This is a genomic window from Hyphomicrobium sp. CS1GBMeth3, assembly GCF_900117455.1.
GTDB lineage: Bacteria > Pseudomonadota > Alphaproteobacteria > Rhizobiales > Hyphomicrobiaceae > Hyphomicrobium_C.
In genome coordinates this window covers 508,398-533,756 of sequence record NZ_FPHO01000002.1, presented here as the reverse complement: position 1 = coordinate 533,756, position 25,359 = coordinate 508,398, and the positions used below count along the sequence as shown (strand labels likewise).

The window sequence follows — 25,359 nt, the reverse complement described above, 5'->3', positions numbered from 1 at the left end:
TGATGAAAGTGGGCGCCTTCCGCATCGCAGCACACGACGCACGTTGACCGCTCGAGCCATTCAGGACAGTGTTTTGCCGTTAAGATTCAACAGCAAAACATAACGGCTAGGGGATTACAAAAATGGCTGCACGCGGTGGCGCAATTTCAACGAGCATCATTGTACTTGTTCTGATCGGCACGGCGATCGGAGCGATCGTTGGACTCGTACTTGACGGAGTTTTACCGGGCACACGGTCGCTCGCGATCATTGCGGGATTGGCGGCGACGGTGCTCGCCTCGATCGCGCGCTATAAGCTCGTGTTTCTCGGCGCTGGCGTGGGACGCGACGAGCGCAAGGTGCCGGGCGTGCTGCTGGTGAACGCAGCGATCGCGTCGATTGCGGGCAGCCTCGCCGCCCACGATCTGGCGGATCTCATCGCCCAACCGCCATCCTCCGTGATCATCGGCACATTCGCTGGCCTGCTCTCGGCTGTGCTGATGGCGCTCTTGATGATCACCTTCCACAAGAACAGCTAAACGCGATCGTGCATCGATGCGAGCCGCAATGGCTCGCATCGATCAGCGCCCCTGTGCTTCCTGCATGCTCGTTTCGGGTTCGTCGAAGCATCGGGACAAGCGGCGGACCCAATGCTCGCCACCCGCGTTCTCCTCGGATGTCCCGCACGGTAACGGAGGGCCAGATGATCGATCACATGGGTTTTCGCGTCGGCGATCTTGCCAAGGCACGCGTGTTCTACGACGCGTGTACAAAGGCCTTAGGTCTCGCAACGCTCGACAATAGCGAAAACTCATTTCTGATAGGATCGAGCAGCACGGAGCCGCTGCCATTTATTTGGATCGGCACCGACGAACCGGCATTCTGGAAAGCTGCACATCGAACATCGGCGAGCCCGATCCATCTTGCCTTTCGCGCGGCCGATCACGCCACCGTCGATGCATTTTACCGCGCGGCTCTCGCCGCGGGCGGAACTGACAATGGCGCGCCCGGCCCGCGTGGGCCAAAAGAGATGGGCTACTACGCAGCATTCGTGCTCGATCCAGACGGCAACAACGTCGAGGCTGGCGTGCGCACCCCTCCTTCGAGCTGAGCGCTAGCGTGTGAAGGCCGTGACGGCACCGCTCTCGGGCTCGTCGAAGCACTTGAGCAGATGTGCAAGTCGGGCCGGCCCCGGCAGGTGGCCGAAGCGCGAGCCGCGGCTGCTTGCAAGATGTGGCGCAAAGCCCTCGACGTCGGCACGTGAGAACAGCCCCGCTTCACGGCCATAGTTGATCGACCAGCAATCGGCCTCCCGCTCGCTCGTGAGCGTTGGCCGGATCACGTGCCCGAGCACATGATGCGCGCACTCGTGCATGTAGAAGAATGTCTGCAGTTTCGCGGGCAACGTCGCCAGGCGGTCGGGATCGAGCGAGATGATGGGTATGCGGCCGATGATGGACGCGCGGCCCACGTCGCCGAGTTGCGTCGTCTGCAGCGTGCGCACCACCGCCCCGCGGTAGTCGTAGCAGCGCATCGGGTTGCCGCCGATGATGGGCTGCGTCTCGAGCCCGCCGCCCGTACCGGCATGAGCCGTCACGGCCGCACCGAACACAACCGCCGCAAGCAGACCGATGGGTGCAAGAACCCTCATGCGCCACCTTTCGGTTAAATCCGACCCTCATCGGGTACGGGAGGCATTACGAAGGCTAGAGTCTTCCCGATCTTTCGCGCAAGGGGATAAGATTGCCGCACTGTGGCAGGTCGTGGGCACAAGTTGCTTTGGGGCGACCAGAAACGCGCCGAACCGACGTTCCCTGCAATACCACCGCTTGATGCCTCTTACGCGTAACGCGCCGAGCCGCAAGCCCTGTTGCGGGGCAATCACGGCCACCCGCAAAACGTCAGACGTCCGCTCAAATCATCAGGTGCCGGAAGCTGGACTCGCTAGCCTGATAGCGAAACGATTCCTTTTTCAGGAGCCGGTCCTATGGTGACAAGGTTGTCTCGACGACTTGTCAGCGTTGTGGCGGCGTCATCGATGTTGGCAGGGTGCGCACATCAATCACCGGACATCACGGCCGCGAACAACCGGGAAGTCGTTGATGTCGCCGAAGAGCATCCGAGGCTCAGCAGCATCGGCGAGATCTGCGCCGATCGCGATATGCTCTGCATCCTGGCCGGCATCGCCATTTTTGGCGGCACGATTGCCGCCATCAAAGGCGCGAACGAGTAAAGCGCCACACTGGAAGCCCGCATAAGAGACCGGCCTCGCCACACCGTAGCGAGGCCGTCGCGGCATTGCCTAGTGGCTCAAGGACTTTGCGATTTCCTCGGTCATCTTCTTGGCGTCGCCAAGCACCATGACCGTGTTGTCGCGATAGAACACCGGATTGTCGATGCCCGCATAGCCTGACGCGAGCGAGCGCTTGTTGAAAAACACGGTCGCGGCCTTCCAGACCTGCAGCACGGGCATGCCGTAGATGGGCGAGGTCTTGTCGTCCTCGGCGGCCGGGTTCACCACGTCGTTGGCGCCGATGACGTAGACGGCGTCGGTCTGCGAGAACTCGGAATTGATGTCCTCGAGCTCGAACACCTCGTCATAGGGAACGTTGGCCTCCGCCAGCAGCACGTTCATGTGCCCCGGCATGCGACCCGCGACCGGATGGATCGCATACTTCACCTCGACACCAGCCTTCTTCAGGTTGTCGGCCATCTCGCGCAGCGCGTGCTGAGCTTGGGCGACGGCCATGCCATAGCCGGGGACGATGATCACCCGCGAGGCGTTCTTGAGCACGTAGGCCGCGTCCTCCGCCGACCCGAGCTTGACCGGCTTCTGCTCGCCACCACCCGCCGGACCCGCCGTCTCGCCGCCGAATCCGCCGGCGATCACCGACAGGAAGCTGCGGTTCATGCCCTTGCACATGATGTAGCTGAGGATGGCACCCGACGAGCCGACCAGCGCGCCCGTGATGATCAGCGCGATGTTGCCGAGCGTGAAGCCGATGCCGGCCGCCGCCCAGCCCGAGTAGGAATTCAGCATCGAAACCACGACCGGCATGTCCGCGCCGCCGATCGGAATGATGATGAGCACGCCGAACACCAGTGCCAACAGCGTGATGATCCAGAATAGCGTCGGATCGCCGCCTGAGATGCAGAAGCGGTAGATCAGGAACGCCATGGCCACGAACAGTGCCAGGTTGATGATGTGGCGCGCAGGCAGAATGATGGGCGCGCCCGACATGCGCCCGGAGAGCTTGGCGAACGCGATCACCGAGCCCGTGAACGTGATGGCGCCAATGGCAAGGCCGAGGCCCATCTCGACGAGGCTCGCAGCCCCGATAGCGCCCTGCGCGCCGATGCCGAAGGCTTCCGGCGCATAGAGCGCCGCCGCCGCAACGAACACAGCCGCGAGGCCGACGAGCGAGTGAAACGCAGCCACCAGCTCCGGCATCTGCGTCATCGGGATCTTGCGCGCGATGAACGCGCCGATGACGCCGCCGGTGCCAAGACCGGCCGCGATGAGAAGCCATGTCGTGAACTCTTGCGGGCTCGAAACCGCGAGCGTGGTCAGCACGGCGATCGTCATACCGATCATGCCGTAGACGTTGCCCTTTCGGCTCGTCTCGGGATGCGAAAGCCCGCGCAGCGCTAGGATGAACAGCACGCCGGCGACAAGATAGAGGAAAGCGGCGACGTTTGCGGTCATGACGGATCAGTCCTTCACGGCTTCGGTCGTCTCCGACGGGATCTGCACGTCGGCGAATGCGGGATAGACATGAGCGGGATCAACTGCAGAAATTTTGCCCGCATGCGGATTGCGCGGGATAGAGGCCGCAATCGCGGCGATAGACAGCCCGATCGCCACCAGGAGCGGCAGCCACGACCTCTTCAGCGCGGCGAGCAGGCCGGAGATCCTCATTTCTTGGGCTCTTTCTTCTTGTACATGGCGAGCATGCGGCTCGTGACGAGAAAGCCGCCGAAGATATTGATCGACGCCATGACGAGGGCGAGGAAGCCAAAGACGCGCGCAGCGGTCGTACCTTCCGCGACGAGCTCGACACCGACCGCAAGCAGCGCACCGACCACGATCACAGAGCTGATGGCGTTGGTGACGCTCATCAGCGGCGTGTGCAGCGCAGGCGTGACGCTCCAGACGACGTAGTAGCCGACGAAGATCGCCATCACGAACACCATGAGGCGGTAGATCGACGGATCGACCGGTCCGCCGATGCCTTCGGAGGCAGCGAAAGCGGCGGTTGGCAGCAGCAGAACGACACCGGCAAGCACGCTAAACCGGCGGATGAGCGACCCAATGGTTTGCATGGCGCGATCCTCAAGCGGCGGGTTGGGAAGCAAGGTTGGGATGCACGATCTTGCCGTCCTTGGCGATCAGCGTCCCGCGCACGATCTCGTCGTCCCAATTGACGTTGAACGACTTGTCCTTCTTGTCGAAGAACAGGTCCAGGAACGCGAGGAGATTCTTGGCATAGAGGCTTGAGGCGTTGACGGGCACGGTGCCCGCGAGGTTGAGCGGCCCCACGATCTTGACGCCGGACACTTCCACAGTCTCCCCCGGAACCGTCCCTTCCACATTGCCGCCGCGCTCGGCCGCGAGATCGACGATCACGGACCCCGGCTTCATGGACGCCAGCATCGCGGCAGAGACGAGCTTTGGCGCCGGCCGGCCTGGAATGAGCGCCGTCGTGATGACGATGTCCTGGTTCTTAATGTGGCTCGCAATGAGCTCGGCCTGCTTGGCTTGGTACTCCGCCGACATCGGCTTCGCATAGCCGGCCGCTGTCTGCGCCTGCTTGAACTCCTCGTCCTCGACGGCGATGAACTTGGCACCGAGCGAGGCCACCTGCTCCTTCGTCGCCGGACGCACGTCGGTCGCCGACACGATGGCACCGAGGCGACGCGCCGTGGCGATGGCCTGTAGGCCCGCAACGCCGACACCCATGATGAAGAGCTTCGCCGCCGGCACCGTGCCCGCCGCCGTCATCATCATCGGCAGCGCCTGCCCGAAGGCCGAGGCTGCATCCACCACCGCCTTGTAGCCCGCGAGGTTTGCCTGGCTCGACAGCACGTCCATCGACTGCGCACGCGTGATGCGCGGCACGAACTCCATCGAGAAAAGGCTGGCGCCGGTCGCCACAATCGGCTCCAGGCCAGGCTTATCGAAGGGATCGAGAAGGGCACCGACAAGCGCAGCGGGCTTCAGCTGTTTGATCTCGTCGGCCGATGGCCGCCGGACCTTGAGCAGAATATCCGCCCCCGAAAGCGTCTCGGCCGCCGTCGCGGCGATCTCGGCGCCCGCGGCCTTCAAGGCATCGTCGGAGAATCGCGATCGCGCCCCCGCCCCCGCTTCGACGCGAACCTTGGCGCCGAGCCCCGTGAGCTTTTTCACGGTCTCCGGCGAAACGGCAATGCGAGGCTCATCCGCCCCTTCGGCCGTCACAGCAATGGTAACCATCGGACCACCCGTTGACTCGCTCGCAGTCTGTACGCAGGCGATGGGACCAGAGAACTGGTCCGTTCGGGTTTCCGGCAGACTAACAGCGACTGAATAGTCCGCACGACAAGGTCGCCCCGCGGAGAATACGCGCTGGCCCTGCTACCGGAAACTCGGGAGAGTTTTGGGTCTAGACGAGAAAATACGCCATGCCGGACAGGAGCACGACGAGGAAAACGATGCCCACTTTGGTCCAGGCGAGAAAGTTCTGATAGGTGCGGACATGCTCGGCATAGTCCATCGCCGGATGACCGCCCGAAGTGTTGACCCCCATAAGAGTCCTCCCATGTTTTAAAACCTTCTTGGCACTTGGTAGCCCAAGCTTTGCCATGCTTCAAGCCCACGACTAGAGTTCGCCGCCTGCCGGTTCGGCAGGCAAACGCGAAAAAAGGCCCAAATATCGGCCCAATACGATGTCAGTACCCGTTCGATCCCGGACCAAAGACTAACCTTGTCTGCCCCAGGAGCCGCCCTTGAGCCAACGCGCCACGAGCACGAGATCGCGCCGGATCTGCGTCTCCGGATTCGCTGCTGTGCTGACGCTGCTCGTCTCGACAGCACCATTGCATGCGATCGAGGAGCCTCCCGGAGAAATGGAAGCCCTCAAGGCGTGCGAGCGGCGGCTCTGCATGATGGTGCTGAACAAGCAGCCGGTCGGCGACGATCTCACCTGCGATGTGCAGAAGACCTGGGCCAAATCCTCGCTCGAGGAAGGAAAGAGCAAAGGTATGTCGTGGGGCTTCGGCGACGCTCAATGCAAGGTCGACCTCAAGCTCGAGCGCAAGGACATTGTCGCCGCCCTGACGCGACCGAAGCACACCGTGAAAGTCCCAGCTCACAACGTGAAGTGCGTCGTCGACCGAGAAGGGCAGCTGAAGCCGGTGACAGCCCGTCTTGCGCCCAAGCTCAAATTCAAGGACGGCAAGGCCGACAAGGTTTGGATCAACCTCGAAGACATCCAGGGACCGGACGACGTGAAATCGACGGTCTGGGCCGCCGCAAAGTTGGAGGACACACTCGGAGTCTTCCACCGTCCGATGATCCGCTCGATCAACAAGTTCCTGCACCGCAATTGCGCGCGCCGTTACGGTCCCGGCGCCGAGGAAGCAGAGAAGAAGGATTCGAAGAAGACGAAAGTCGCTGCCGACAAGGCTAAGCCAAAGGAAAGCCCGCCGAAGGCCAAGGCGTCGGCCACGAGCCCCTGAACCCATGAACCGAGCCGTCAGTTCTTAATCCGGCAGCGCGAAGAAGGCGTCATCGCTCCAGATGCCCAGCCGCCCCTGCGGACCCTCGACCGCAAGCTCGACGAGATCGTAAACCAGCGAGCGCGCCACCAGCGCCTCGAGCCGCCCGCGCACCAGTAGATACGGCCGAAGCTCGTCACCGCGAGCGCCGGCGGCAAAACGCAGCGGATGCTCGGACCCGCAGCGCACCACATCGTCGACATTGGTGCGAAACAGCAGCGTCTGCGCGCGCCCACGCCCGCTCACATCCATCTCGATGGCAAGAAACGGCGCGTCGGCAACCGCGATGTCCACCTTCTCGACCGGCGTCACGAGATAGGTCCGCCCGTCGGCGTCGCGCCGCAGCACGCGCGCGAACAGCTTCACCATCGCCGGCCGCCGGATGGGGCTTCCCTGATAGGACCATGTGCCGTCGCGCGCGATGGCGAGGCCGATATCGCCGCAATAGGGCGGGTCCCAGCGCTCGACCGGTGCCGAACCGTTCGTGTCCGTCTGCTTAAGTAAATCCTCGAGCCGGTTCATTGTCTCTGGCCAGCCGTCTTTCTTTCCCGCATCCAAATCACGGTATGGAACAAAACGTTAGAGCTTCCGCTCTTGTTGAGAAAGCCGTCCGGGCGGAGGAAGGGTGCCGCCGGTCCAAACATCGTGGCCGGCGCTATATTGTCCATGAACACCGCGAACTACACAGCTAATCAACCGATAAGGAAGTTTCCCGAAGCGTCTTACCGAGTGTTAACTTGACCGGAGGCCTTGCCAGCCCGTCACATCAACAAAAATGCGCGCCCCGTGTTCCGGACACCGTTCCGAAGTGGCGCCCTCCAACCTGAGAGCCGGCCCATCATGAGCAACGTTATCCAAACCGAAGAGGCGATTGTTCCGAAGCTCGAGGCCGCGGCCGAGCGCGTGAAGCGCGCCCACAAGGCGGCCGCCTCCGTCATCTTCGGCCAGGACGTGGTCATCGAGCGAACGCTGATCACCATCCTCTCCGGCGGCCACGCGCTGCTCATCGGCGTGCCGGGCCTCGCCAAGACGCTGCTCGTCGAGACACTCGGCCGCGTGCTCGGCCTCGACGCCAAGCGCATCCAGTTCACGCCTGACTTGATGCCCTCCGATATCATCGGCTCCGAGGTGCTCGAGGAGGCGCCGGGCCAGCGCCGCACCTTCCGCTTCATCAAAGGCCCGATCTTTACGCAGCTCTTGATGGCCGACGAGATCAACCGCGCGTCTCCCAAAACGCAGTCTGCCCTGTTGCAGGCCATGCAGGAGCATCACGTGACGGTCGCTGGCGCGCGCCACGACGTTCCGCAACCCTTCCACGTGCTCGCGACTCAGAATCCGCTCGAGCAGGAAGGCACCTATCCGCTCCCCGAAGCACAGCTCGACCGCTTCCTGCTCGAGATCGACGTCACCTACCCGGACCTCGCAGCAGAGCGGCGCATGCTCTACGCCACCACCGGTAACGACGAGCGTACCGTCGAAAGCGTGCTGTCGGCCGCCGAGCTCATGACCATCCAGCGCCTTGTGCGCCAGGTCCCCGTGCCCGACAAGGTTGTCGAGTCGATCCTGAAGCTCGTGCGCTCGGCACGTCCCGGCACCGGAGCCAGTGCCGACACCGATCGCTTTGTCGCCTGGGGCCCCGGTCCGCGCGCCAGCCAGGCCCTGATGCTGGCCGTGCGCGCCAAGGCCCTCATCGACGGCCGCCTCGCGCCCTCGATCGACGACGTGATCGAGCTTGCCGAGCCGGTCCTGAAGCACCGCATGGCGCTGACCTTTGCCGCGCGCGCCGAAGGCTTGGAACTGGCGCCGCTGATCGCGCGCCTTGCCCACGCCGTGGAGTGAGCGGAATGGCGGCGCCCCGCGGGCCCCTCTTCGGCCAGGCTTCGCAATCGGACAACACACGCGTGCTCAAGCTTGAGCGCGACGCGCACGCGCTTGCCGAGCGGCTGCCTGATCTCCTGGTCGAGGCGGACCGCATCGCGCAGACTGTCGCCCACGGCATCCACGGTCGCCGCCGCGCCGGCCCCGGCGAAACGTTCTGGCAGTTCCGCACCTACGAGCAGCAGGACTCGGCGCAACTCATCGACTGGCGCCGTTCCGCGAGCTCCGATCACCTCTACGTGCGCGAGCGCGAGTGGGAGGCAGCGCATACCGTTTGGCTTTGGCCCGACCTCTCACCGTCTATGGCCTTCAAAAGCCACCTGTCCAACGTCACGAAGCGTGACCGCGCGCTCGTGCTGATGCTGGCGGCAGGCGAGTTGCTGGTACGCGGCGGCGAGCGCGTCGGTCTCCTCGGACTGACATTGCCGACTTCGAGCCGGCGCGCCGCAACGCGCATCGCAGAAGCCATCGCCACGCACCCGGATGCGCCGCAGCTCGTCTCGGGCCGTCCCTCCCCGATCCGCGTCAGCCGTTATTCAGGCTTGATCCTCGTCAGCGATTTCCTCGATCCCATCGAGGAGCTGCGCGAGAGCATCGAGATCCTCGCAGCCGGAGGCGCCACCGGCCATCTCGTGCAGGTCTTGGATCCCGCCGAGGAAACACTCCCCTATGAAGGGCGAACCGAGTTCCTCGCCTCCGAAGGAGGCACCTCTTGGATTGCCGACCGCGCCGAGAGCCTGCGCGCGCGCTACCAGGCACGGCTCAAGGCGCACCGCGACGAGTTGCAGGCACTCGCCACGCGGCTCGGCTGGACGTTCCTCGTTCATCATACCGATCGGCCACCGACCGAACCGCTGCTGACGCTCGTCATGCGTCTCGAAGGCCGCGAAGGCGGCTACCGCTGGAGCGGCCAGGCCGCGACGACCGGCAATGAAAATGCGGAAGGGGTCTCATGAGCCTCGGCGCGTTTGCATTCCTCAATCCATGGCTGCTGGCAGGTCTCGCGGCGCTGCCGCTGATCTACTGGCTGCTGAAGACCGTTCCGCCGCGTCCGAAGCAGGTGGAATTTCCGGCCACCCGCATCCTCGTCGGGCTCGAGAATGAGGAGAAGACACCGGCCAAGACGCCCTGGTGGTTGCTGCTCATCCGCCTCGCCGCCGCAGCGCTCGTCATCCTCGCGCTCGCCGAACCCGTCCTGAACCCGGCTCGCGACCGCTCCATGACCGGCACCGGGCCCGTCGTGCTCGTCGTCGACAACGGCTGGTCCGCCGCCGCGGGCTGGGCGCGGCGCACGGCATTGGCGGAAGAAATTCTGTCCGAGGCGCAGCGCCAGAACCGCCCGGTGCTGATTGCCGAGACGGCAACCGCGACGAAGGGGCGAACGCTCGGCCTCGAAACGCCGGGTGACGCCCGTGCCACGCTCGCCGCACTGCAGCCGCAGCCATTCGCGCCCGATCGCAAAGGAACGCTCGCCGCGCTGACGGACGCGATCGCCTCCGCCAACGTCGCGGCACCCAACGTTCTCTGGCTCGCCGACGGCATTGACCACGACGGCCAGGCCGCCGCATTCGCCCAAGGCCTCGAAGCAGCCGCTGGTGACGGCACGTTCTCGCTGGTCGAGGATTCGGGCGGCGCCGAGCCGCTCGGCCTCACCGCAGGCGTCGGCGCCGACGGTAAGCTCGTGGCAACCGTGCTACGCACGGGCGGCCCTGCCCGTGCCGGGCGCATCGACGCCTTCTCCGCGCGCGGACAGCGCCTCGGCGAAGCCACCTTCACGCTGTCGGGTGGCGCCACAGGCGGCGACGTCAACTTCGACCTGCCGCTCGAGCTCAGGAACCAGGTCACACGTCTCGAGACCGCGGCCGAGGCTTCAGCCGGTGCTGTGAGCCTGCTCGACGGCCGTTCGCAGTGGCAGCGCGTCGGCATGATCTCAGGCGAAAGCCAGGAGCAGTCTCAGCCGCTCCTCGCGCCGCTCTACTACCTCGAGAAGGCCGTCCAGCCCTACGCCGAGATCGTGCGCCCGAAGAGCCATAACCTTGCCGAAGGCGTCGACACGATCCTGAAGGAAAAGGCGAGCGTGCTCATGCTCGCGGACATCGGCACCCTGTCGGGCGAGGTGAAGGAGCAGGTTAACGGCTGGGTCGAGAAGGGCGGCATCCTCGTGCGCTTCGCCGGCCCGCGCCTCGAAAGCGGCGGCGACGACCTCTTGCCGGTAGCGTTGCGCATGGGCGGTCGCACGCTCGGTGGCGCGCTCTCCTGGTCGATCCCCCAGCCGCTTGCGGCCTTCGACGACACGAGTCTGTTCGCCGGCATCACCGTACCCAAGGACGTAACCGTCAGCCGGCAGGTGCTCGCCGATCCCGCCCTGCTGACCCCCAACATCAAGGTCTGGGCGCGCCTGGCCGACGGCACGCCGCTCGTCACGGCCGTCACGCGCGGCCAGGGCCAGATCGTGCTGTTCCACGTCACGGCTAATTCGGACTGGTCGAATCTGCCGATGTCCGGTCTCTTCGTCGAGATGCTGCGCCGGATCACCAGCCTCGGCAGCCTGTCGCCGCAGACCGGCGCCGGCGAAGCCGCAGCGACCGTCACGGACCCGTCCATCGCCCAGAGCGATGCGCCCGCGGCGGAAGGCGACGCCATCGCCCCGGTCCAGACGCTCGACGGATTCGGTATCCTGCGACCGCCGCCACCCACAGCCGAAGCGATCCCGGTGGCCAACATTTCATCCGTGAAGGCTAGCCTTGTTCATCCGCCCGGCTACTATGGGGCACAGGGGTCACCGCGTGCGCTGAACGTCCTCGAGCAAAAGAGCGTTCTCACGCCGCTTCCCCGCCTGACCGGGGCCCAGCGCATGCTCTACGAGACACAGCCTTCGACGCCGCTTGGTCCAGCTCTGCTGACAACGGCGGTCGGCCTCGTTTTTGCCGACATCCTCGCCGTCCTGGCCATGCTCGGCGTCTTCGGTGCTCTTTCCGCCTGGCTCAAGCCGCGCACGCGCACCGCCGCTGGGGCTCTGATCGCCATGGCCCTCGCCTCCCCGGCCCTCCTGGCCCCGGACCAGGCGCGCGCGCAGAACAACCCCGCCGCGAGCTATGCCGACATCCCGGGCGGCGCGGTGGCCCAGAAGGCGACCGAGAACGTCACCCTCGGTTACGTGCTGACCGGCGATCCCGGCGCCGACGCCACGAGCAAGGCCGGCCTCGACGGCTTGTCGCGCGTGCTCGCGGTGCGCACCGCCGTCGAGCCGGGCGAGCCGATGGCCGTCGACATCGTCAAGGACGAGATCGCCTTCTATCCTGTGCTTTACTGGCCGGTGCTGTCGAGCGCCAAGCCGTTGCCTCAGCCCACGCTGGCCAAGATCGACGCCTACATGAAGCAGGGCGGCATGATCATCTTCGACACGCGCGATTACGGCTCGGGCATGCCGACGGGATCGAACCTGGAGGGCCGAAACGGCGCCGCGCTGAAGCGCGTGCTTGGCGCGCTGGACGTCCCGCGCCTTGAGCCCGTTCCCGAGGACCACGTGCTGACGAAATCGTTCTACCTGCTGCGCTCGTTCCCGGGCCGCTGGGAAGGCGGGCAGCTCTGGGTCGAGGCGACCTCGGAGAGCGACGGCGACACCCGCAGGGCACGCCGCGCCGACGGCGTCACCTCGATCATGATCACCTCGAACGACTTCGCCTCGGCCTGGGCGCTCGACAGCACCGGCCGGCCGCTCTACCCCGTGGTGCCCGGCGGCGAGAGCCAGCGGGAGATGGCGCTGCGCACCGGCATCAACATCGTCATGCACGCGCTGACCGGCAACTACAAAGCCGATCAGGTGCACGTCCCCGCGCTGCTGGAGCGCCTGGGCCAATAACCACACCGCGCCGGCCGGTCAGAACCCGGCCCGCGTGAGGAGAATGGAATGAACTGGTCGATCGAGTTCGCGCCGCTGGTTCCCTTGCCGCTCATCTGGGCGGCGGGCATTGCCGCGATGCTGCTCGTCGCCATGCTCATCTTCCGCAGAAGCCGGGGCGCTCTTTGGCGCGGTGCCGCGCTTGCAGCCTTGATTGCCGCGCTCCTGAATCCGACGCTACGCGAAGAGGAGCGCGAAAGCCTCGCCAACATCGCCCTCGTCGTGGTCGACGAAAGCACGAGCCAGGCGCTCGAAAAACGGCCGGAGCAGAAGGCGGCCATCCGTGCCGACCTGGAACAGCGCCTCGGCAAGATCAAGAACCTCGAAATCAAGTGGGCGTCATCCGCGAAGGCGGACGGTACGACGGCGCAAGGCACGCAGCTCTTCGCGGCGCTCAACTCGGCGCTGACCTCCACGCCACCCGATCGCATCGCAGGCGTGGTCTTCGTCACCGATGGGCAGGTGCACGACATCCCGAAGTCGACAGCCGCACTCGGCTTCGACGCGCCGGTGCATGCCCTTCTCACCGGCACGCCGGGCGAGTTCGACCGCCGCATCGAGACCATCGAGGCCCCGCGCTACGGCCTCGTCGGCCAATCGCGCGACATCAAGGTCGCCGTGCGTGAGGCCGGGCGTGGCGCCGGCTCCGGCAGCCCGGTTTCGCTGCGCGTGCGCCGCGAAGGCCGCCCCGACGAGCACCGCACGGCGTCCATCGACGAGCCGGTCACCATCGAGATGCCGTTCCCGCACGCCGGCACCAATATCCTCGAGGTCGAGCTTGAGACCGCGCCCGGTGAGCTGACACCCGCCAACAACCGCGTCGTCATCGTCGCCGAAGGCGTGCGCGAGAACCTGCGAGTGCTCCTGGTCTCGGGTGAGCCCCATGCCGGTGAGCGCACCTGGCGCAACCTCCTGAAATCCGACGCTGCCGTCGACCTCGTGCATTTCACGATTCTGCGCCCGCCCGAGAAGCAGGACGGCACACCGATCAACCAGCTCTCGCTGATCGCCTTCCCGACCAAGGAGCTGTTCTCGGACAAGATCCGCGACTTCGACCTGATCATCTTCGATCGCTACGAGCACCGCGGCATCCTGCAACTCGCCTACTACGACAACATCGCCCGTTACGTGGAAGGGCACGGCGGCGCCGTGCTCGTCGCGGCCGGCGACGACTACGCGGGCCTAACGAGCCTCTACCGCACACCGCTGTCGCCCATTCTGCCGGCAGCACCTACCGGCCGCGTCATCGAGCAGCCGTTCCGCGCCGCGATCACGGAGGAAGGCTTCCGCCATCCGGTGACGCAGAATCTCCAAGGCGCGAACGCGGCCACGCCGAACCGCCCGGCGAGTTGGGGCCATTGGTTCCGCCAAGCCGAGGTGCGCCCCGACCGCGGCCGCATCGTCATGCAGGGTGCAGAGAACCAGCCCCTCCTGGTGCTCGACCGCAAGGGCAAGGGCCGCGTTGCGCTTCTCACGTCAGATCACGCGTGGCTTTGGGCCCGTGGCTACGACGGCGGCGGCCCGCACACGGATCTGCTGCGACGCCTCTCGCATTGGCTGATGAAGGAGCCGGACCTTGAGGAGGAGCGGCTCGTCGCCTCCGCGCGCGGCCTGAAGCTCACGCTCGAGCGGCGCACACTCGAGGATAGCGTGCAGCCGGTCACCGTTTCGGGTCCTGGCGGCGAGCGCAGCGAGGTGAAGCTCGAGCGCGAACGCCCCGGCGTCTGGCGCGCGACCATCGATGTCAAGCTGCCCGGCCTTTACAAGGCAGAGAGCCAATCATCCTCGGGTCCGCTGACCGCCGTCGCCCACGCCGGCATCGAGGATCCGCGCGAGATGAGCGAGGTCGTGGCGACGGACCGCAAGCTGAAGCCGCTGATCGAGCAGACGGGCGGGGGCGTGTTCTGGACCCGCACCGACGCCGCAAGCGCAGGCTCGGCCGTAGCGCTCCCGCGCGTCTCGCTCATGTCGGGGGCACGCGTTCTCGCCGGCTCCGGATGGATGGGCCTGCGCGACCGTGAAGCCTACGTGACCAAGGGCGTCAAGCTGACGCCGATGTTCACCGGCTTCCTCGCCCTCGCCGCGCTGCTCGCACTGATGGCCATGGCTTGGTGGCGCGAGGGTCGCTAGCGCACTCGCGCCGTCAGCGACTATTTGTTTTTCAGCACGCTGATGCGGCCGTCCCCTTCGAGACGCGCAAGCTTGACGTCGCGCACGTCCTCGACCTCCCGCTCGCGCAGCTGACCCATCAACTCGTCCTCCGTCAGCGATTCGTGCCGTAGCGCAGCCGGCACCACACGTCCGTTCTCGACCAGCGTCAGCGGCGGCGCCGTCAGCACTGACCGCAGCGCTGGAACACGCCACTTCAGCCAGTCGATGACGTACTCCCAGAACACGATGGTCAGCACCAGAACGATGGCCTCAGTGACGGACCCGTACTCTTTTCCGAGACCGTTCTGGGCCGCGTCGGCGATCAGCACGATGACGAGAAGGTCGGCCGGGCCGAACTGTCCTGCCTGCCGCCGAGCGCCAAAGCGCAGGATGGCGAACATCGCGAGATAGATGATCGTACCGCGCACGAACACCTCGAGCAGTCCGAGGCTCGGAACAAAGATCCCGCTCCAGTCGATACTCATGACGCACCCCTTGGTTGCCAGACCAAAGGAACGCCAAGCCCACACAATCCGTTCTGCGAACGTGTCGTCGAAGTTGGAAAAGAAAGCCGCCGCCGTCATCAAACGTGCCGAGGATAAGGGCCTCGCCATCGTCACCGCCGAATCCTGCACAGCGGGCGCCTTGGCCACGCTGCTGGCGGACGCGCCGGGTGCCGGCACGTGTTTCTACGGCGGCTTCGTCACCTACACGAAGACATGCAAGTCGGCTCTCTTGGCCATTCCGCCCGCTTTGATTGCGCAGCACACGGCCGTAAGCCGCGAAGTCGCCTTGCGCATGGCGGTCAGCGCACTCAAGGCGAGCGGCGCCCACGTCGCCGTTGCCGTGACCGGCGTCATCGGTCCAGAGCCGGACGAGGACGGCAATCCGGTGGGCCTCATGCACATCGCGGCGACGACGCGCGGCGGGCACACTCGGCATGTGAAGATCGCCTCGCGCAAAACCTCACGCGAGGCCAATCGCGAGCGCGCGCTGGCCGAAGCCCTGACGCTACTCGACGAAATCTTGGCGGGTTGAAGCGATGGCTCTACCCCGCCTGCGCAGCCTTGACGACCACCCGGTAGCCCTTCGCCTCAAGTTGCGCCAACACGCCTTCCAAATGCGACTTGTCCCGGGTTTCGATGACGAGATTGAGCTCGGTTCCCTTGGCCGGCAGATCCGTGAACACGCGCTGGTGATAGACCTCGATGATATTGGCGCCGGCCTGACCCAGCACGCCCGACACGCGCGAGAGCTCGCCCGGCCGGTCCGGAATGTCGATGGTGAGCCGCGACAAGCGACCTTCGCGCGCAAGCTCGCGCGTCAGCACGCTGGCAAGCAAACGCGGATCGATGTTGCCGCCGGTCAGCACGAGCCCGACTTTGCGCCCCTTCCAGCGCTGCCGATCGGCCATCATGGCAGCGAGGCCGGCCGCGCCCGCGCCTTCCACCACCGTCTTCTCGATCATGAGCAGCGCGAAGGTCGCCCGTTCGAGATCGGTCTCGCTGACGAGCACGATGTCGTCGACGAGCCGCGAGATGATCTCGCACGTGACATCGCCGGGATTGGCAACCGCGATGCCCTCGGCCAGCGTGTCGCCACGCGCCGGCATCTGCGTGCCTTTGATGATGTTGTAGACGGAAGGATAAAGCGCCGCCTCGACGCCGACGATCTCGATGTCGGGCTTCAGCGCCTTGGCCGCGACCGCCATGCCCGCGATCAACCCACCGCCGCCGACCGGAACCAGCAGCACGTCGAGATCCGGCACGTCCGCGAGAATCTCGAGCGCCACCGTGCCCTGCCCCGCGATCACCAGCAGGTCGTTGAACGGATGCACGAACACCAGCCCATGCTCTTTGCCATAAGCATGCGCGAAGCGCGCCGCGTCCTCGAGTGTCTTGCCTTCGAGGATCACACGCGCGCCCCATCGCTTGGTGTTCTCGGCCTTCACGGCCGGCGTGCCCTCGGGCATGACGATGGTTGCCGGAATGCCGAGCCGCCCTGCGTGATAGGAAACGCCCTGGGCGTGATTGCCGGCCGACATGGCGATGACGCCACGTTTGCGCTCGGCTTCGCTCAACGCCGAGAGGCGAACGAGCGCCCCGCGCTCCTTGTACGAGGACGTGAACTGAAGGTTCTCGAACTTGAGCCAGATGTCGGCGCCAAGGTCGTGGCTGAGTGTCCTGCTGCGATCGAAGGGCGTATGCACGACGGCGCCCTCGATTACCTTTGAGGCACGCCGGACATCATCCAGCGTGACAGCAGTCTTCGTGTCCGTGCTGTCGGCCATAGGGTCCTTGGTCTCGAGAATGCGCGGCGTTGAGAGGGGTTGAGGCCCGGGGCCAATCCGATACAACGCTCCCCGGAGAGATCAGGGGATCAAACGCATGGCTAAAGTGGCATGGATCGGCTTGGGCGTCATGGGCTATCCCATGGCCGGACACCTGTTGACCAGGGGTGGCCACACGCTCGCGGTCTATAATCGCAATGGCGCCAAAGCAGAAACCTGGGTCGCATCTTACGGCGCAGGCACGCATCATCCAACGCCCGCCGCTGCCGCAGATGGCGCCGACCTCGTTTTCGCCTGTGTCGGCAATGACGATGACCTCCGCCAGGTGACGATCGGTCCTAACGGCGCGTTTACCACCATGCGTCCCGGCGCCATCTTCATCGATCACACGACGGCATCCGCCGACGCCGCTCGCGAGTTGCATGCCGAAGCCGCAAAGCGCGGCCTGTCGTTCCTCGATGCGCCGGTGTCTGGCGGCCAGGCCGGCGCCGAGCAAGGCCAGCTCACCGTCATGTGCGGCGGCGACGAAGAGCCCTTTCGTGCGGCCGAGCCCGTGATCCGCTCGTTCGCCAAGGCCGTGCGTTTGATGGGACCGGCGGGCTCTGGCCAGCTCGCCAAAATGGTCAACCAGATCGCCATCGCGGGCCTGTTGCAGGGACTGTCGGAAGCCATCGCCTTCGCCGAGAACGCCGGTCTCGACGTGGCGGCGGTCATCGACACCATCTCGAAAGGCGCCGCGCAATCCTGGCAGATGGAGAACCGCTGGCAGACCATGCACGCGCGCCGCTTCGATTTCGGCTTCGCCGTCGACTGGATGCGCAAGGACCTCGGCATCTGCCTCGCAGAAGCGCGCCACAACGGCGCGGCGCTGCCCGTCACCGAGCTGGTCGACCGCTACTACGCCGAGGTGCAGAAGCTGGGCGGCTCTCGCTGGGATACCTCGAGCCTTATCGCGCGCCTTCCCGCACCAGTTTCGCGCAAAAAATAGGATCCCTGCGGACGATGTCGCGAATCGATCCAGAATCCCGGGCATGATCGATCCTATCGAGCCCTGAACCCGGGAGAAGGAGCCATGCCCGTCACGGCATTTTCCGCATCGCTGCTTGCGTTTCTGTTCCTACTGCTGTCGGCACGCGTCATCACGCAACGCCGCGAGGCGCGGGTCGAGATCGGTGTCGGCGAAAGCGCAGAGTTGTTGCGGCGGTCGCGCGTTCACGCGAATTTCGCCGAGTACGTGCCGATGGCACTGCTGATGCTCACATTCGCCGAGAGCCTCAAGGCGCCCCTGATCGTACTGCACGTCCTTGGGTTGGCGCTGCTTGCCGGCCGCTTGCTGCATGCCTACGGACTTTCGCAGACACCGCACGTCTTACGATTGCGCACGCTCGGCATGGTGCTGACTCTAGGGACGATCGGATTGGCGGCCCTGCTCTCTTTCCTGCTCGCCGGGCTCAATCTGGTTGTTTGACCAGGCGACAGGCGAGCGGCGAAACCATCACCCGCTCTTGCGCTTTTCCGACGGCGGGCGCGCGAACGTGAGCGGCAGCGCGGTGGTGTGCTTGATCTCCTCCATCGCGAACGCGGAGGACACCTTCGCGATCTCCACATTCGAGATCAGCTTCTTGTAGAATACGTCATAGGCGGCAATGTCCGGCACCGCGACGCGCAAGAGGTAATCGACATCGCCCGACATGCGGTAGAACTCGACCACCTCGGGAAAATCCGCCACCGCCTTGTGAAAGCGCTCGAGCCAGGCCAGGCTGTGCTGGTCGGTCTTGATCGAGATGAAGACCGTGACGCCGGCATTGACCTTGACCGGGTCCAGCACCGCCACGCGCCGCTTGATGACGCCCAGCTCCTCGAGCTTCTGGATGCGCCGCCAGCAGGGCGTGGTGGAGAGCCCCACCTCCTTGCCGATCTCCGCCACCGGTCGCGTGCAATCCTCCTGCAGGATGGCCAGGATCTTGACGTCCATGTCGTCGAGCATGAGAGACCGCGCGGTTGAAATGGAATTTCGGATAATCGCCTTTCCGTAACATCAGTTTGTCCTGATGTCACCGATTTTGGGCGGCGATCGGCCGGCTTTTGCCTATCTCAGCCTGCGGAGGACCCGATCCTGATCTCGAGCCCGTCCTCGGCCAGACCGACGCGCGAGTGGCGGATCGCATCCCGATTGGCGAGCGCCTCGGGTCCGAGATGGGTCAGAAGCACCTGCTTGGCCCCGAGCCGGTCGAGGTTCGCCTCGATCGTGCGCCAGTTGAGGTGGTAGCGAGCCTCACGCTCGAAGGCGAAGCACTCGCAGATGAAGAGATCGGCGTTCTGAGCCGCCGACACGAGGCTCTCGACCCACTCCGTATCGCCCGAGAAGGCGAGCGTCTTTCCGTCCGCCTCGATGCGCAACGCATAGGGGGTCGCCCCCGACGGATGGCTGACGACGAACGGCGTCACCTTGACCCCGCCCTCGGCAAGCGGCTCGAAATCGATCCAGGTCCGGAAGCTAAGGTCAAAGCGGCGCTCGACGGTTGTCGAGCCGGGAAACAGAGCCTCGGCCGCCGCCGTGAATCGCTCCTCAATGCCCTTTGGCCCTACGACGACGAGCGGCGCCGTGCGCTGCGCCACATGCACGGCATGGATCAGCCACCACACCAGTCCCCCAAAGTGGTCGCCGTGCAGATGCGTTACAAAAATCGTGGAAACACCATTCGGGTCAATATCTTGGCGAAACAGGCCCGTCAGTGAGGTGGCCCCGCAATCGATCAGGAACTGTCCCCCGCGCCAGCGGACGTGAAAGCAAGTCTGGAGTCGGCCTCCGGAGCCGAAGGCATCGCCCGATCCGATAATTGTCAGCTTCATGTCGGCTCCCGCTCGGCCGTTTACTCGCACCGTGCAGCGGCGCGCACTGGCCGCCTGTTCCCCAGGGAACAGATCGGGTCTCAGGCTGCCCGGGTAAACGCATCGTTAGCTAATTCCGGGGAAGAGTAGCCTTGGGCAGAACCCACGACCTATCACCCTCTCGCGACGCGCGGCAAGGGCCCGCCGCACGGGGAACCGGAGATGTGTGTTGGCCGTCGTGATTCCTGCGCGGCGGACGCATGGACAAAGAAACCAGAAAAAAAATTCTCGCCGACCTGAGGCGTCGTCACGAAGCGCGCAAGCGCGCCGACGGCGACATTCGGGCCGCGCGCGAACGCCTGTCCCGCGGCAACGACATCAAGCCGGAATTCGAATACGAGCTCATGGCGATCTTCGCCAGGAACGAGCTCTCGGCCTCCGTCACCATCTGGGCACTCGCGGCGATTTTCGCGCTGGCATCCATGTTCTGGGCCCCGTGGACGGAAAGCCTGCTCTGGCTGTCGCTGGTCATCGCATCCAAGGTCACGCTGCTCGAGCTTTGTCGCCGCTTCGTCGCCCATGCGCGCCCCGACGAGGATCTCAAGGCCTGGCGGCGCAACTTCATTCTCGCCGAGCTGTTCTCGGGCCTGGTGTGGGCGGGCTTCGCACTGGTGGGCGTCGACGCTCAGCATCAGCCCGCCGATCAGGCGGTGTTCTCCTCGCACGTTTTCATCTTCGCGTCGCTAATCGTGCTGCTCGCCGTGCGCATGACGTTCACGTCGTCGATGATGAGCCTACTCTATGTCGGCACCATTCCGATGACGCTTGCGGTTTCGGCCCGTCTCTTGATGCTGGAGGAGCCCTTCTACTATGCGCTCGCGACGATGGCCGTCGGCGTCCACATCTACTTCATCTTCCTCGCCAAGGGCATCCAGCAAACCACGCTGCAGATGCTCGCTTTCCGCGCGCAGAAGGACATCCTGATCGCCGAGCTCGACGAGGAGCGCTTGCTCTCAGACGAAGCGCGCCGCCGCGCCGAAGCCGGCAGCAAGGCCAAGTCCCGCTTCCTCGCCACCATGAGCCATGAGTTGCGCACCCCGCTCAACGCCATCATGGGCTTCTCCGAGGTCATGAAGGACGAGATGTTCGGCCCTCACGCGGCGCCGATCTACAAGGAGTACGCGAACGACATCTACGACAGCGGCAGCCACCTGCTGCAGCTCATCAACGAGATCCTCGACCTGTCGCGCATCGAGGCCGGACGCTACGAGCTGACCGAGGAGCGCGCCCATTTAGGTGACATCGCCCAGGATTGCCAGCGCCTGCTGACGCTGCGCGCCAACGGCAAAGGCTTGCATGTCGACCTACACGTCGCGCCGGATCTTCCTCAGGTTTGGATCGACGTGCGCGCCATGCGCCAGATCTGCCTGAACCTGCTCTCCAACGCCATCAAGTTCACGCCCAAGGGCGGCACCGTCACCATCACCGTGATACCGACGCCGGACGGAGGCCAGACGCTCTCCGTGACCGACACCGGCCCCGGCATTCCCGAGGATGAGATCCCGAAAGTCCTTCAGGCCTTCGGCCAGGGCTCGCTCGCCCACGAGACGGCAGAAGGCGGAACCGGGCTCGGCCTTCCCATCGTCAAGAGCCTCATCGAGCTGCACGGCGGCACGTTCGAACTCGCCTCGGAGCTGCGCAAGGGCACCGTGGCCAGTATCACGCTCCCTTCGCAGCGCGTGCTCGCGAGCGTCGCGCCGCTGCAGCCCCTTGGCGCCGAGCGTCACCGCCAGGCAACGCCGCCTCCCTCGCCCCGCCAGCCGAGGTTGCGCATCACCCCCAAGCCGGCCCCGCCGCCCTCGCGGCCGCCCCGCGTCGCCTAAAATCAGGGGCCTGCCGGCCGTTTGCCGCGGCCCCAGGCGCTTGAGCGACCGCGCGAGACTGCCTAGATTGCCGGCGATGGAATCCCCTTGCATCCAGATCTGCGTCATCGAAGCGGCCGACGGCCTGTGCCGGGGGTGCCGACGCTCGCGTCATGAGATCGCCCGCTGGACGTCCTATACCGACGCCGAGCGCCGCAGGATCATGCAGGAGCTCAACACACGCGGCGCGCCGGCCGGGAAGGGCGGCGCCCTTCCGGATATACCCTAGCCATGCTTGCTGTCCTGCTTCTTATTCTGGCCGGCCTGATCGCACTGTTCTGGTCACTCTCCGGCGACACGGGCGAGATCACCGGCATCATCGGTGACAACATCGGCTACCTCGCCGGCCTGCTGGCGCTCGGCCTCCTCTACCTCGCGACGCTGAGCGGCGACTATCACGGCCGCAAGCGCGAGGCCGTGCGCCACGCCGCAACCTGGCTCGGCATCGCACTGGCGCTGATCGTCGCCTACACCTACCGCGAGGAGCTGCGCACGGTCGCCTACCGCGTGGCCGGTGAGGTGCTGCCCCCTGGACATACGCTCCTGGTTGACACCACGCCGACGGGCGAGCAGGCCGTGCGCCTGCGCCGCCAGGGGAACGGGCATTTCGTGGCCCGCGGCGCCGCCAATGGCGTCAGCCTCTCGATGCTCGTCGACACCGGCGCGTCGACCGTCGTGCTGAAGCCCGCCGACGCCGCGCGCATCGGCATCGATACCGACGCGCTCACCTTCACCACACCTGTTTCGACGGCCAACGGCACGACCTTCGCTGCCCCCGTCCGCCTGAAGTCGGTATCCGTCGGACCACTCGAGGTGCGCGATGTCGAAGCGCTCGTCGCCCAGCCCGGCGCGCTCAACGAGAACCTGCTCGGTATGAGTTTCTTAAAGCGTTTGCGCTCGTATGAATTCTCCGGCGATTTCCTGACCCTGCGAGGGTGAGAGCGTCGGCAGAACGGGGCCTCGCGGACGGAGAGCCTCGACCGGGAGCGTCGCGATCCATGGGGCTTTCCTCCGGCACACGATCTCTGCTGGGCGAGCTGGCAAGCTGGGCCGCCGCAGCCACGGTGCTCGTCGCGGGCGTCGTGCACTACGAGACGCTACGCACGGCGATCGGCTCGGCCCTCGGCGTCGAGCAACCGCCCGCCTCCTCCGAGTTGGCGATCGAGACACCCCTCCCCCCGACAACAAGCGGCACCGGCAGCGAGCACCTCGATGCCGACACCGACGGCCACTACTATGCTCGCGCTGAGATCAACGGCCGGCCGCTGGATGTCATGGTCGACACCGGCGCTTCTATGGTTGCATTGACCTACGAGGATGCGGAACGCGCCGGGCTGCGCCTCAGACCGTCCGACTTCACCGCCCAGGTGAGCACGGCCAACGGCGTCGCGGCCGTGGCTCCGGTCACGCTCGAGCGCGTGACGATTGGGCGCATCACCGTCCGCAACGTGCGCGCAGCCGTGACGGAGCGCGGCCGCCTCGCGAAGACGCTGCTAGGTATGAGCTTTCTTTCCCGGCTCGCCCGTGTCGACATCAGCTCTGGCCGCCTGACGCTGACCGAGTAGCCTCGCCCCCTCCCCTCGAACGATTAGCCATTTCGCGCGTTGCCTTGCGGGGGTCCCTGGCAGGACGCCTGGCGATGGGGCATAAAAGCGCCGTATACGGACCCAGACCGCACCGCATTTCGCCCCATTCCTTTTCCATCACCCATCCCGTCTCGCGCACCTCCGCGCAAATCATCTGAGCCCGAATAAGGTTGGTCGATGTTTCCCAAACCCCGTGCTGATCTCGTCCCCAACACTGCCGATTTCGAACGCCTGCCCCTCGTGAAGCCCACCGGCTTCCGAGAGTACGACGCGCGCTGGCTGTTCCCGCAGGAGATCAACCTGATGGGGCTCAACGCCGTCGGGCTCGGCATGGCGACGCTGTTCGATGAGCGCGGCGTGCCGCGACGCATCGTAGTCGGCCACGATTTCCGCTGGTACTCGGCCTCCGTGAAGCAGGCGCTGATCACGGGCCTGCTGGCCGGCGGCTTCGAGGTGCACGACATCGGGCTCGCGCTCTCCCCGATGGCCTACTTCGCCCAGTTCGAGCTCGACGTCGAAGGCGTCGGCATGGTGACGGCCTCCCACAACGACAATGGCTGGACTGGCATCAAGATGGGCCTCGCCCGCCCGTTGACCTTCGGGCCCGACGAGATGAGCCGCCTGAAGGAGATCGTGCTCGCTGGCAACTTCAAGCCCCGGTCGGGCGGACGCTACATCTTCGTGCAGGATCTCGCCGAGCGTTATATGAAGGCGCTCGCCGACCGCCCGAAGCTCAAGCGCAAGCTCAAGGTCGTGGCCGCCTGCGGCAACGGCACGGCCGGCGCCTTCGCGCCGCAGGTTCTGGAAGCCATCGGCTGCGAGGTGGTGCCGCTCGACGCCAAGCTGGACCACAGCTTCCCGCGCTACAATCCGAATCCCGAGGACATGAAGATGCTGCATGCCATCGCGGAAGCGGTGGTGGCGAACAATGCCGACGTCGGCTTCGGCTTCGACGGTGACGGCGATCGCTGCGGCGTCGTCGACAACGAGGGCCACGAGATCTTCGCCGACACGGTCGGCGTCATGCTGGCGCGCGATATCTCGGCCATTCACAAAAACCCTGTATTCGTCGCCGACGTGAAATCCACGGGCCTTTTCATGACCGATCCGGTGCTCGAGGCGGCCGGCGCAAAAACCCTCTATTGGAAGACCGGCCATTCCTACATGAAGCGCTACACCTTCGAGCAGAAGGCGCTGGTCGGCTTCGAGAAGAGCGGCCACTTCTTCTTCCAGCCACCGCTCGGCCGCGGCTATGATGACGGCCTCGTCGCGGCCATCGCCGTTTGCGACATGCTCGACCGCGCCGAAGGCAAGACCATCGCCGACCTGCGCCGCGCGCTGCCCAAGACCTACCAGTCCCCGACCATGTCGCCCCACTGCGACGACGAGAAGAAGTACGGCGTGGTCGAGAAGGTCGTCGCCGATTATGAGGCCCTGGCCAAGAACGGCGGCACGGTGGCCGGCCAGAAGATCCGCGACCTCGTCACCGTCAACGGCGTGCGCGTGACGCTCGAGGACGGCACCTGGGGCCTCGTGCGCGCGTCGTCCAACAAACCCGAGTTGGTAATCGTCGTCGAGAGCCCGGTGTCGGAGGCGAACAAGGTCGCCATCTTCCGCGACATCGAGGCCCGCCTCGCCAAGTTCCCCGAGGTCGGCGAGTACAATCAGAAGATCTGAAGCCTGAAGACGCGTGGACGCACGAGTGTGCTCAAATCCCTTCGAAGAAAAATCGAGGGATTGCCATACTTGTCGCAAATCTTATCGCCGCAAAAGGCGCGCTCCTGATCGCGGCTTTCGCGGCATGGGCGGTGAGCAACACGCCCGGCGACGCTCAATGGCCTATGCAATGGAGCCTGAGCGGGAAGGTCAACTGGCGTGCGTCCCGTAATACGGCGCTCGCCCTGACCGCCGGCTCTGTTTCGATTATCCTGTTGATCGTCGCCATAGCAGTCAACAGCACCAATCAACCGACACCGCTCATTGTGGTGGCGCTCATCGACGCCATCATAATCCCGGCTTACTTCGTGGCCGGGGTCCTCGATTTGCGAACATAGCCCTCGTGAC

At 65.2% G+C, this 25,359-nt stretch carries 28 protein-coding genes; 17 read left to right on the top strand and 11 right to left on the bottom strand.

Going from position 1 to position 25,359, the window contains the following annotated elements; translation table 11 throughout:
• The first annotated feature begins 122 nt into the window (after positions 1–122).
• Positions 123–518 carry a hypothetical protein gene (locus CS1GBM3_RS02550; protein ID WP_072390975.1) on the top strand — a complete coding sequence of 132 codons (396 nt, stop codon included), beginning with the start codon at positions 123–125 and terminating at the stop codon, positions 516–518.
• 164 nt (positions 519–682) lie between these two features.
• Positions 683–1,090, top strand: coding sequence for a VOC family protein (locus CS1GBM3_RS02545; RefSeq protein ID WP_072390972.1), 408 nt, complete (start codon positions 683–685; stop codon positions 1,088–1,090).
• Positions 1,091–1,093: 3 nt separating this feature from the next.
• On the opposite strand, the gene CS1GBM3_RS02540 is transcribed toward CS1GBM3_RS02545, so the two are convergent.
• Positions 1,094–1,630 (bottom strand): hypothetical protein, encoded by a 537-nt coding sequence (locus CS1GBM3_RS02540; RefSeq protein ID WP_072390968.1) that lies wholly within the window; start codon positions 1,628–1,630, stop codon positions 1,094–1,096.
• 372 nt (positions 1,631–2,002) lie between these two features.
• Between CS1GBM3_RS02540 and CS1GBM3_RS02535 the strand changes: the two genes are divergently transcribed.
• Positions 2,003–2,212, top strand: a complete 210-nt coding sequence (locus tag CS1GBM3_RS02535; protein WP_171946414.1) for a hypothetical protein — start codon at positions 2,003–2,005, stop codon at positions 2,210–2,212.
• Positions 2,213–2,281: 69 nt separating this feature from the next.
• On the opposite strand, the gene CS1GBM3_RS02530 is transcribed toward CS1GBM3_RS02535, so the two are convergent.
• From CS1GBM3_RS02530 to CS1GBM3_RS02510, 5 genes are all read right to left on the bottom strand, one after another.
• Positions 2,282–3,685: an NAD(P)(+) transhydrogenase (Re/Si-specific) subunit beta gene (locus CS1GBM3_RS02530; protein WP_072390962.1), complete on the bottom strand. Its 1,404-nt coding sequence runs from the start codon at positions 3,683–3,685 to the stop codon at positions 2,282–2,284.
• Positions 3,686–3,691: 6 nt separating this feature from the next.
• On the bottom strand, positions 3,692–3,898 hold the full coding sequence (locus tag CS1GBM3_RS02525) for a hypothetical protein (protein WP_072390959.1): 207 nt from the start codon (positions 3,896–3,898) through the stop codon (positions 3,692–3,694).
• Positions 3,895–4,302 carry a proton-translocating transhydrogenase family protein gene (locus tag CS1GBM3_RS02520; RefSeq protein WP_072390956.1) on the bottom strand — a complete coding sequence of 136 codons (408 nt, stop codon included), beginning with the start codon at positions 4,300–4,302 and terminating at the stop codon, positions 3,895–3,897. Before CS1GBM3_RS02520 ends, CS1GBM3_RS02525 begins: the two co-directional genes overlap by 4 nt.
• 10 nt (positions 4,303–4,312) lie before the next feature.
• Positions 4,313–5,452, bottom strand: a complete 1,140-nt coding sequence (locus tag CS1GBM3_RS02515) for a Re/Si-specific NAD(P)(+) transhydrogenase subunit alpha (protein ID WP_072390953.1) — start codon at positions 5,450–5,452, stop codon at positions 4,313–4,315.
• A gap of 169 nt (positions 5,453–5,621) precedes the next feature.
• Positions 5,622–5,765: an aa3-type cytochrome c oxidase subunit IV gene (locus CS1GBM3_RS02510; protein ID WP_072390950.1), complete on the bottom strand. Its 144-nt coding sequence runs from the start codon at positions 5,763–5,765 to the stop codon at positions 5,622–5,624.
• Between the two features lie 199 nt (positions 5,766–5,964).
• On the opposite strand from CS1GBM3_RS02510, the gene CS1GBM3_RS02505 reads away from it, so the two are divergent.
• Complete coding sequence (locus CS1GBM3_RS02505; protein ID WP_072390947.1) at positions 5,965–6,696, top strand: hypothetical protein; 732 nt, start codon at positions 5,965–5,967, stop codon at positions 6,694–6,696.
• Positions 6,697–6,720: 24 nt separating this feature from the next.
• On the opposite strand, the gene CS1GBM3_RS02500 is transcribed toward CS1GBM3_RS02505, so the two are convergent.
• A complete protein-coding gene (locus CS1GBM3_RS02500) occupies positions 6,721–7,257 on the bottom strand; it encodes a DUF1285 domain-containing protein (RefSeq protein ID WP_072390944.1) in 537 nt (178 codons plus the stop codon).
• 315 nt (positions 7,258–7,572) lie between these two features.
• Here CS1GBM3_RS02500 and CS1GBM3_RS02495 point away from each other — a divergent pair, with 315 nt between their 5' ends.
• The 4 genes from CS1GBM3_RS02495 to CS1GBM3_RS02480 are packed head-to-tail and all read left to right on the top strand — an operon-like array spanning position 7,573 to position 14,644.
• Positions 7,573–8,574: an AAA family ATPase gene (locus CS1GBM3_RS02495; RefSeq protein WP_171946444.1), complete on the top strand. Its 1,002-nt coding sequence runs from the start codon at positions 7,573–7,575 to the stop codon at positions 8,572–8,574.
• A gap of 5 nt (positions 8,575–8,579) precedes the next feature.
• Positions 8,580–9,569 carry a DUF58 domain-containing protein gene (locus CS1GBM3_RS02490; RefSeq protein ID WP_072390938.1) on the top strand — a complete coding sequence of 330 codons (990 nt, stop codon included), beginning with the start codon at positions 8,580–8,582 and terminating at the stop codon, positions 9,567–9,569.
• On the top strand, positions 9,566–12,475 hold the full coding sequence (locus CS1GBM3_RS02485; RefSeq protein ID WP_072390935.1) for a DUF4159 domain-containing protein: 2,910 nt from the start codon (positions 9,566–9,568) through the stop codon (positions 12,473–12,475). Before CS1GBM3_RS02490 ends, CS1GBM3_RS02485 begins: the two co-directional genes overlap by 4 nt.
• 48 nt (positions 12,476–12,523) lie before the next feature.
• Entirely contained in the window at positions 12,524–14,644 is a 2,121-nt protein-coding gene (locus tag CS1GBM3_RS02480) for a hypothetical protein (RefSeq protein WP_072390932.1), read from the top strand.
• A gap of 20 nt (positions 14,645–14,664) precedes the next feature.
• Here the strand turns inward: CS1GBM3_RS02480 and CS1GBM3_RS02475 are convergent, their stop codons facing one another.
• Positions 14,665–15,150, bottom strand: a complete 486-nt coding sequence (locus tag CS1GBM3_RS02475) for a DUF421 domain-containing protein (RefSeq protein WP_072393511.1) — start codon at positions 15,148–15,150, stop codon at positions 14,665–14,667.
• A 61-nt stretch (positions 15,151–15,211) separates the two neighbouring features.
• Here CS1GBM3_RS02475 and CS1GBM3_RS02470 point away from each other — a divergent pair, with 61 nt between their 5' ends.
• The gene (locus CS1GBM3_RS02470; protein WP_072390929.1) at positions 15,212–15,703 is read left to right on the top strand and encodes a CinA family protein; all 492 of its coding nucleotides are present in this window, start codon (positions 15,212–15,214) and stop codon (positions 15,701–15,703) included.
• A gap of 10 nt (positions 15,704–15,713) precedes the next feature.
• Here the strand turns inward: CS1GBM3_RS02470 and CS1GBM3_RS02465 are convergent, their stop codons facing one another.
• Positions 15,714–16,955, bottom strand: a complete 1,242-nt coding sequence (locus CS1GBM3_RS02465) for a threonine ammonia-lyase (RefSeq protein WP_072390926.1) — start codon at positions 16,953–16,955, stop codon at positions 15,714–15,716.
• A gap of 97 nt (positions 16,956–17,052) precedes the next feature.
• Here CS1GBM3_RS02465 and CS1GBM3_RS02460 point away from each other — a divergent pair, with 97 nt between their 5' ends.
• Together CS1GBM3_RS02460 and CS1GBM3_RS02455 are read left to right on the top strand one after the other, a co-directional pair.
• Complete coding sequence (locus CS1GBM3_RS02460; RefSeq protein WP_072390923.1) at positions 17,053–17,943, top strand: NAD(P)-dependent oxidoreductase; 891 nt, start codon at positions 17,053–17,055, stop codon at positions 17,941–17,943.
• 84 nt (positions 17,944–18,027) lie between these two features.
• Complete coding sequence (locus tag CS1GBM3_RS02455) at positions 18,028–18,423, top strand: MAPEG family protein (RefSeq protein WP_072390920.1); 396 nt, start codon at positions 18,028–18,030, stop codon at positions 18,421–18,423.
• A 27-nt stretch (positions 18,424–18,450) separates the two neighbouring features.
• Here the strand turns inward: CS1GBM3_RS02455 and CS1GBM3_RS02450 are convergent, their stop codons facing one another.
• Together CS1GBM3_RS02450 and CS1GBM3_RS02445 are read right to left on the bottom strand one after the other, a co-directional pair.
• Positions 18,451–18,942, bottom strand: coding sequence for an Lrp/AsnC family transcriptional regulator (locus tag CS1GBM3_RS02450; RefSeq protein WP_072390917.1), 492 nt, complete (start codon positions 18,940–18,942; stop codon positions 18,451–18,453).
• 107 nt (positions 18,943–19,049) lie between these two features.
• Complete coding sequence (locus CS1GBM3_RS02445; protein WP_072390914.1) at positions 19,050–19,808, bottom strand: MBL fold metallo-hydrolase; 759 nt, start codon at positions 19,806–19,808, stop codon at positions 19,050–19,052.
• Positions 19,809–20,047: 239 nt separating this feature from the next.
• Between CS1GBM3_RS02445 and CS1GBM3_RS02440 the strand changes: the two genes are divergently transcribed.
• The 6 genes from CS1GBM3_RS02440 to CS1GBM3_RS02415 all read left to right on the top strand — a co-directional run bounded on the left by CS1GBM3_RS02440 (position 20,048) and on the right by CS1GBM3_RS02415 (position 25,349).
• Positions 20,048–21,670: a sensor histidine kinase gene (locus CS1GBM3_RS02440; protein ID WP_072390911.1), complete on the top strand. Its 1,623-nt coding sequence runs from the start codon at positions 20,048–20,050 to the stop codon at positions 21,668–21,670.
• Positions 21,671–21,746: 76 nt separating this feature from the next.
• Positions 21,747–21,938, top strand: a complete 192-nt coding sequence (locus CS1GBM3_RS02435; RefSeq protein WP_072390908.1) for a DUF1289 domain-containing protein — start codon at positions 21,747–21,749, stop codon at positions 21,936–21,938.
• Between the two features lie 2 nt (positions 21,939–21,940).
• Positions 21,941–22,648: a retropepsin-like aspartic protease family protein gene (locus tag CS1GBM3_RS02430; RefSeq protein WP_072390905.1), complete on the top strand. Its 708-nt coding sequence runs from the start codon at positions 21,941–21,943 to the stop codon at positions 22,646–22,648.
• 59 nt (positions 22,649–22,707) lie between these two features.
• A complete protein-coding gene (locus CS1GBM3_RS02425) occupies positions 22,708–23,274 on the top strand; it encodes a retropepsin-like aspartic protease family protein (protein WP_072390902.1) in 567 nt (188 codons plus the stop codon).
• Between the two features lie 198 nt (positions 23,275–23,472).
• Entirely contained in the window at positions 23,473–24,972 is a 1,500-nt protein-coding gene (locus tag CS1GBM3_RS02420; protein ID WP_072390899.1) for a phosphomannomutase/phosphoglucomutase, read from the top strand.
• 131 nt (positions 24,973–25,103) lie between these two features.
• On the top strand, positions 25,104–25,349 hold the full coding sequence (locus CS1GBM3_RS02415) for a hypothetical protein (protein ID WP_139247747.1): 246 nt from the start codon (positions 25,104–25,106) through the stop codon (positions 25,347–25,349).
• The last annotated feature ends 10 nt before the right edge of the window (positions 25,350–25,359 follow it).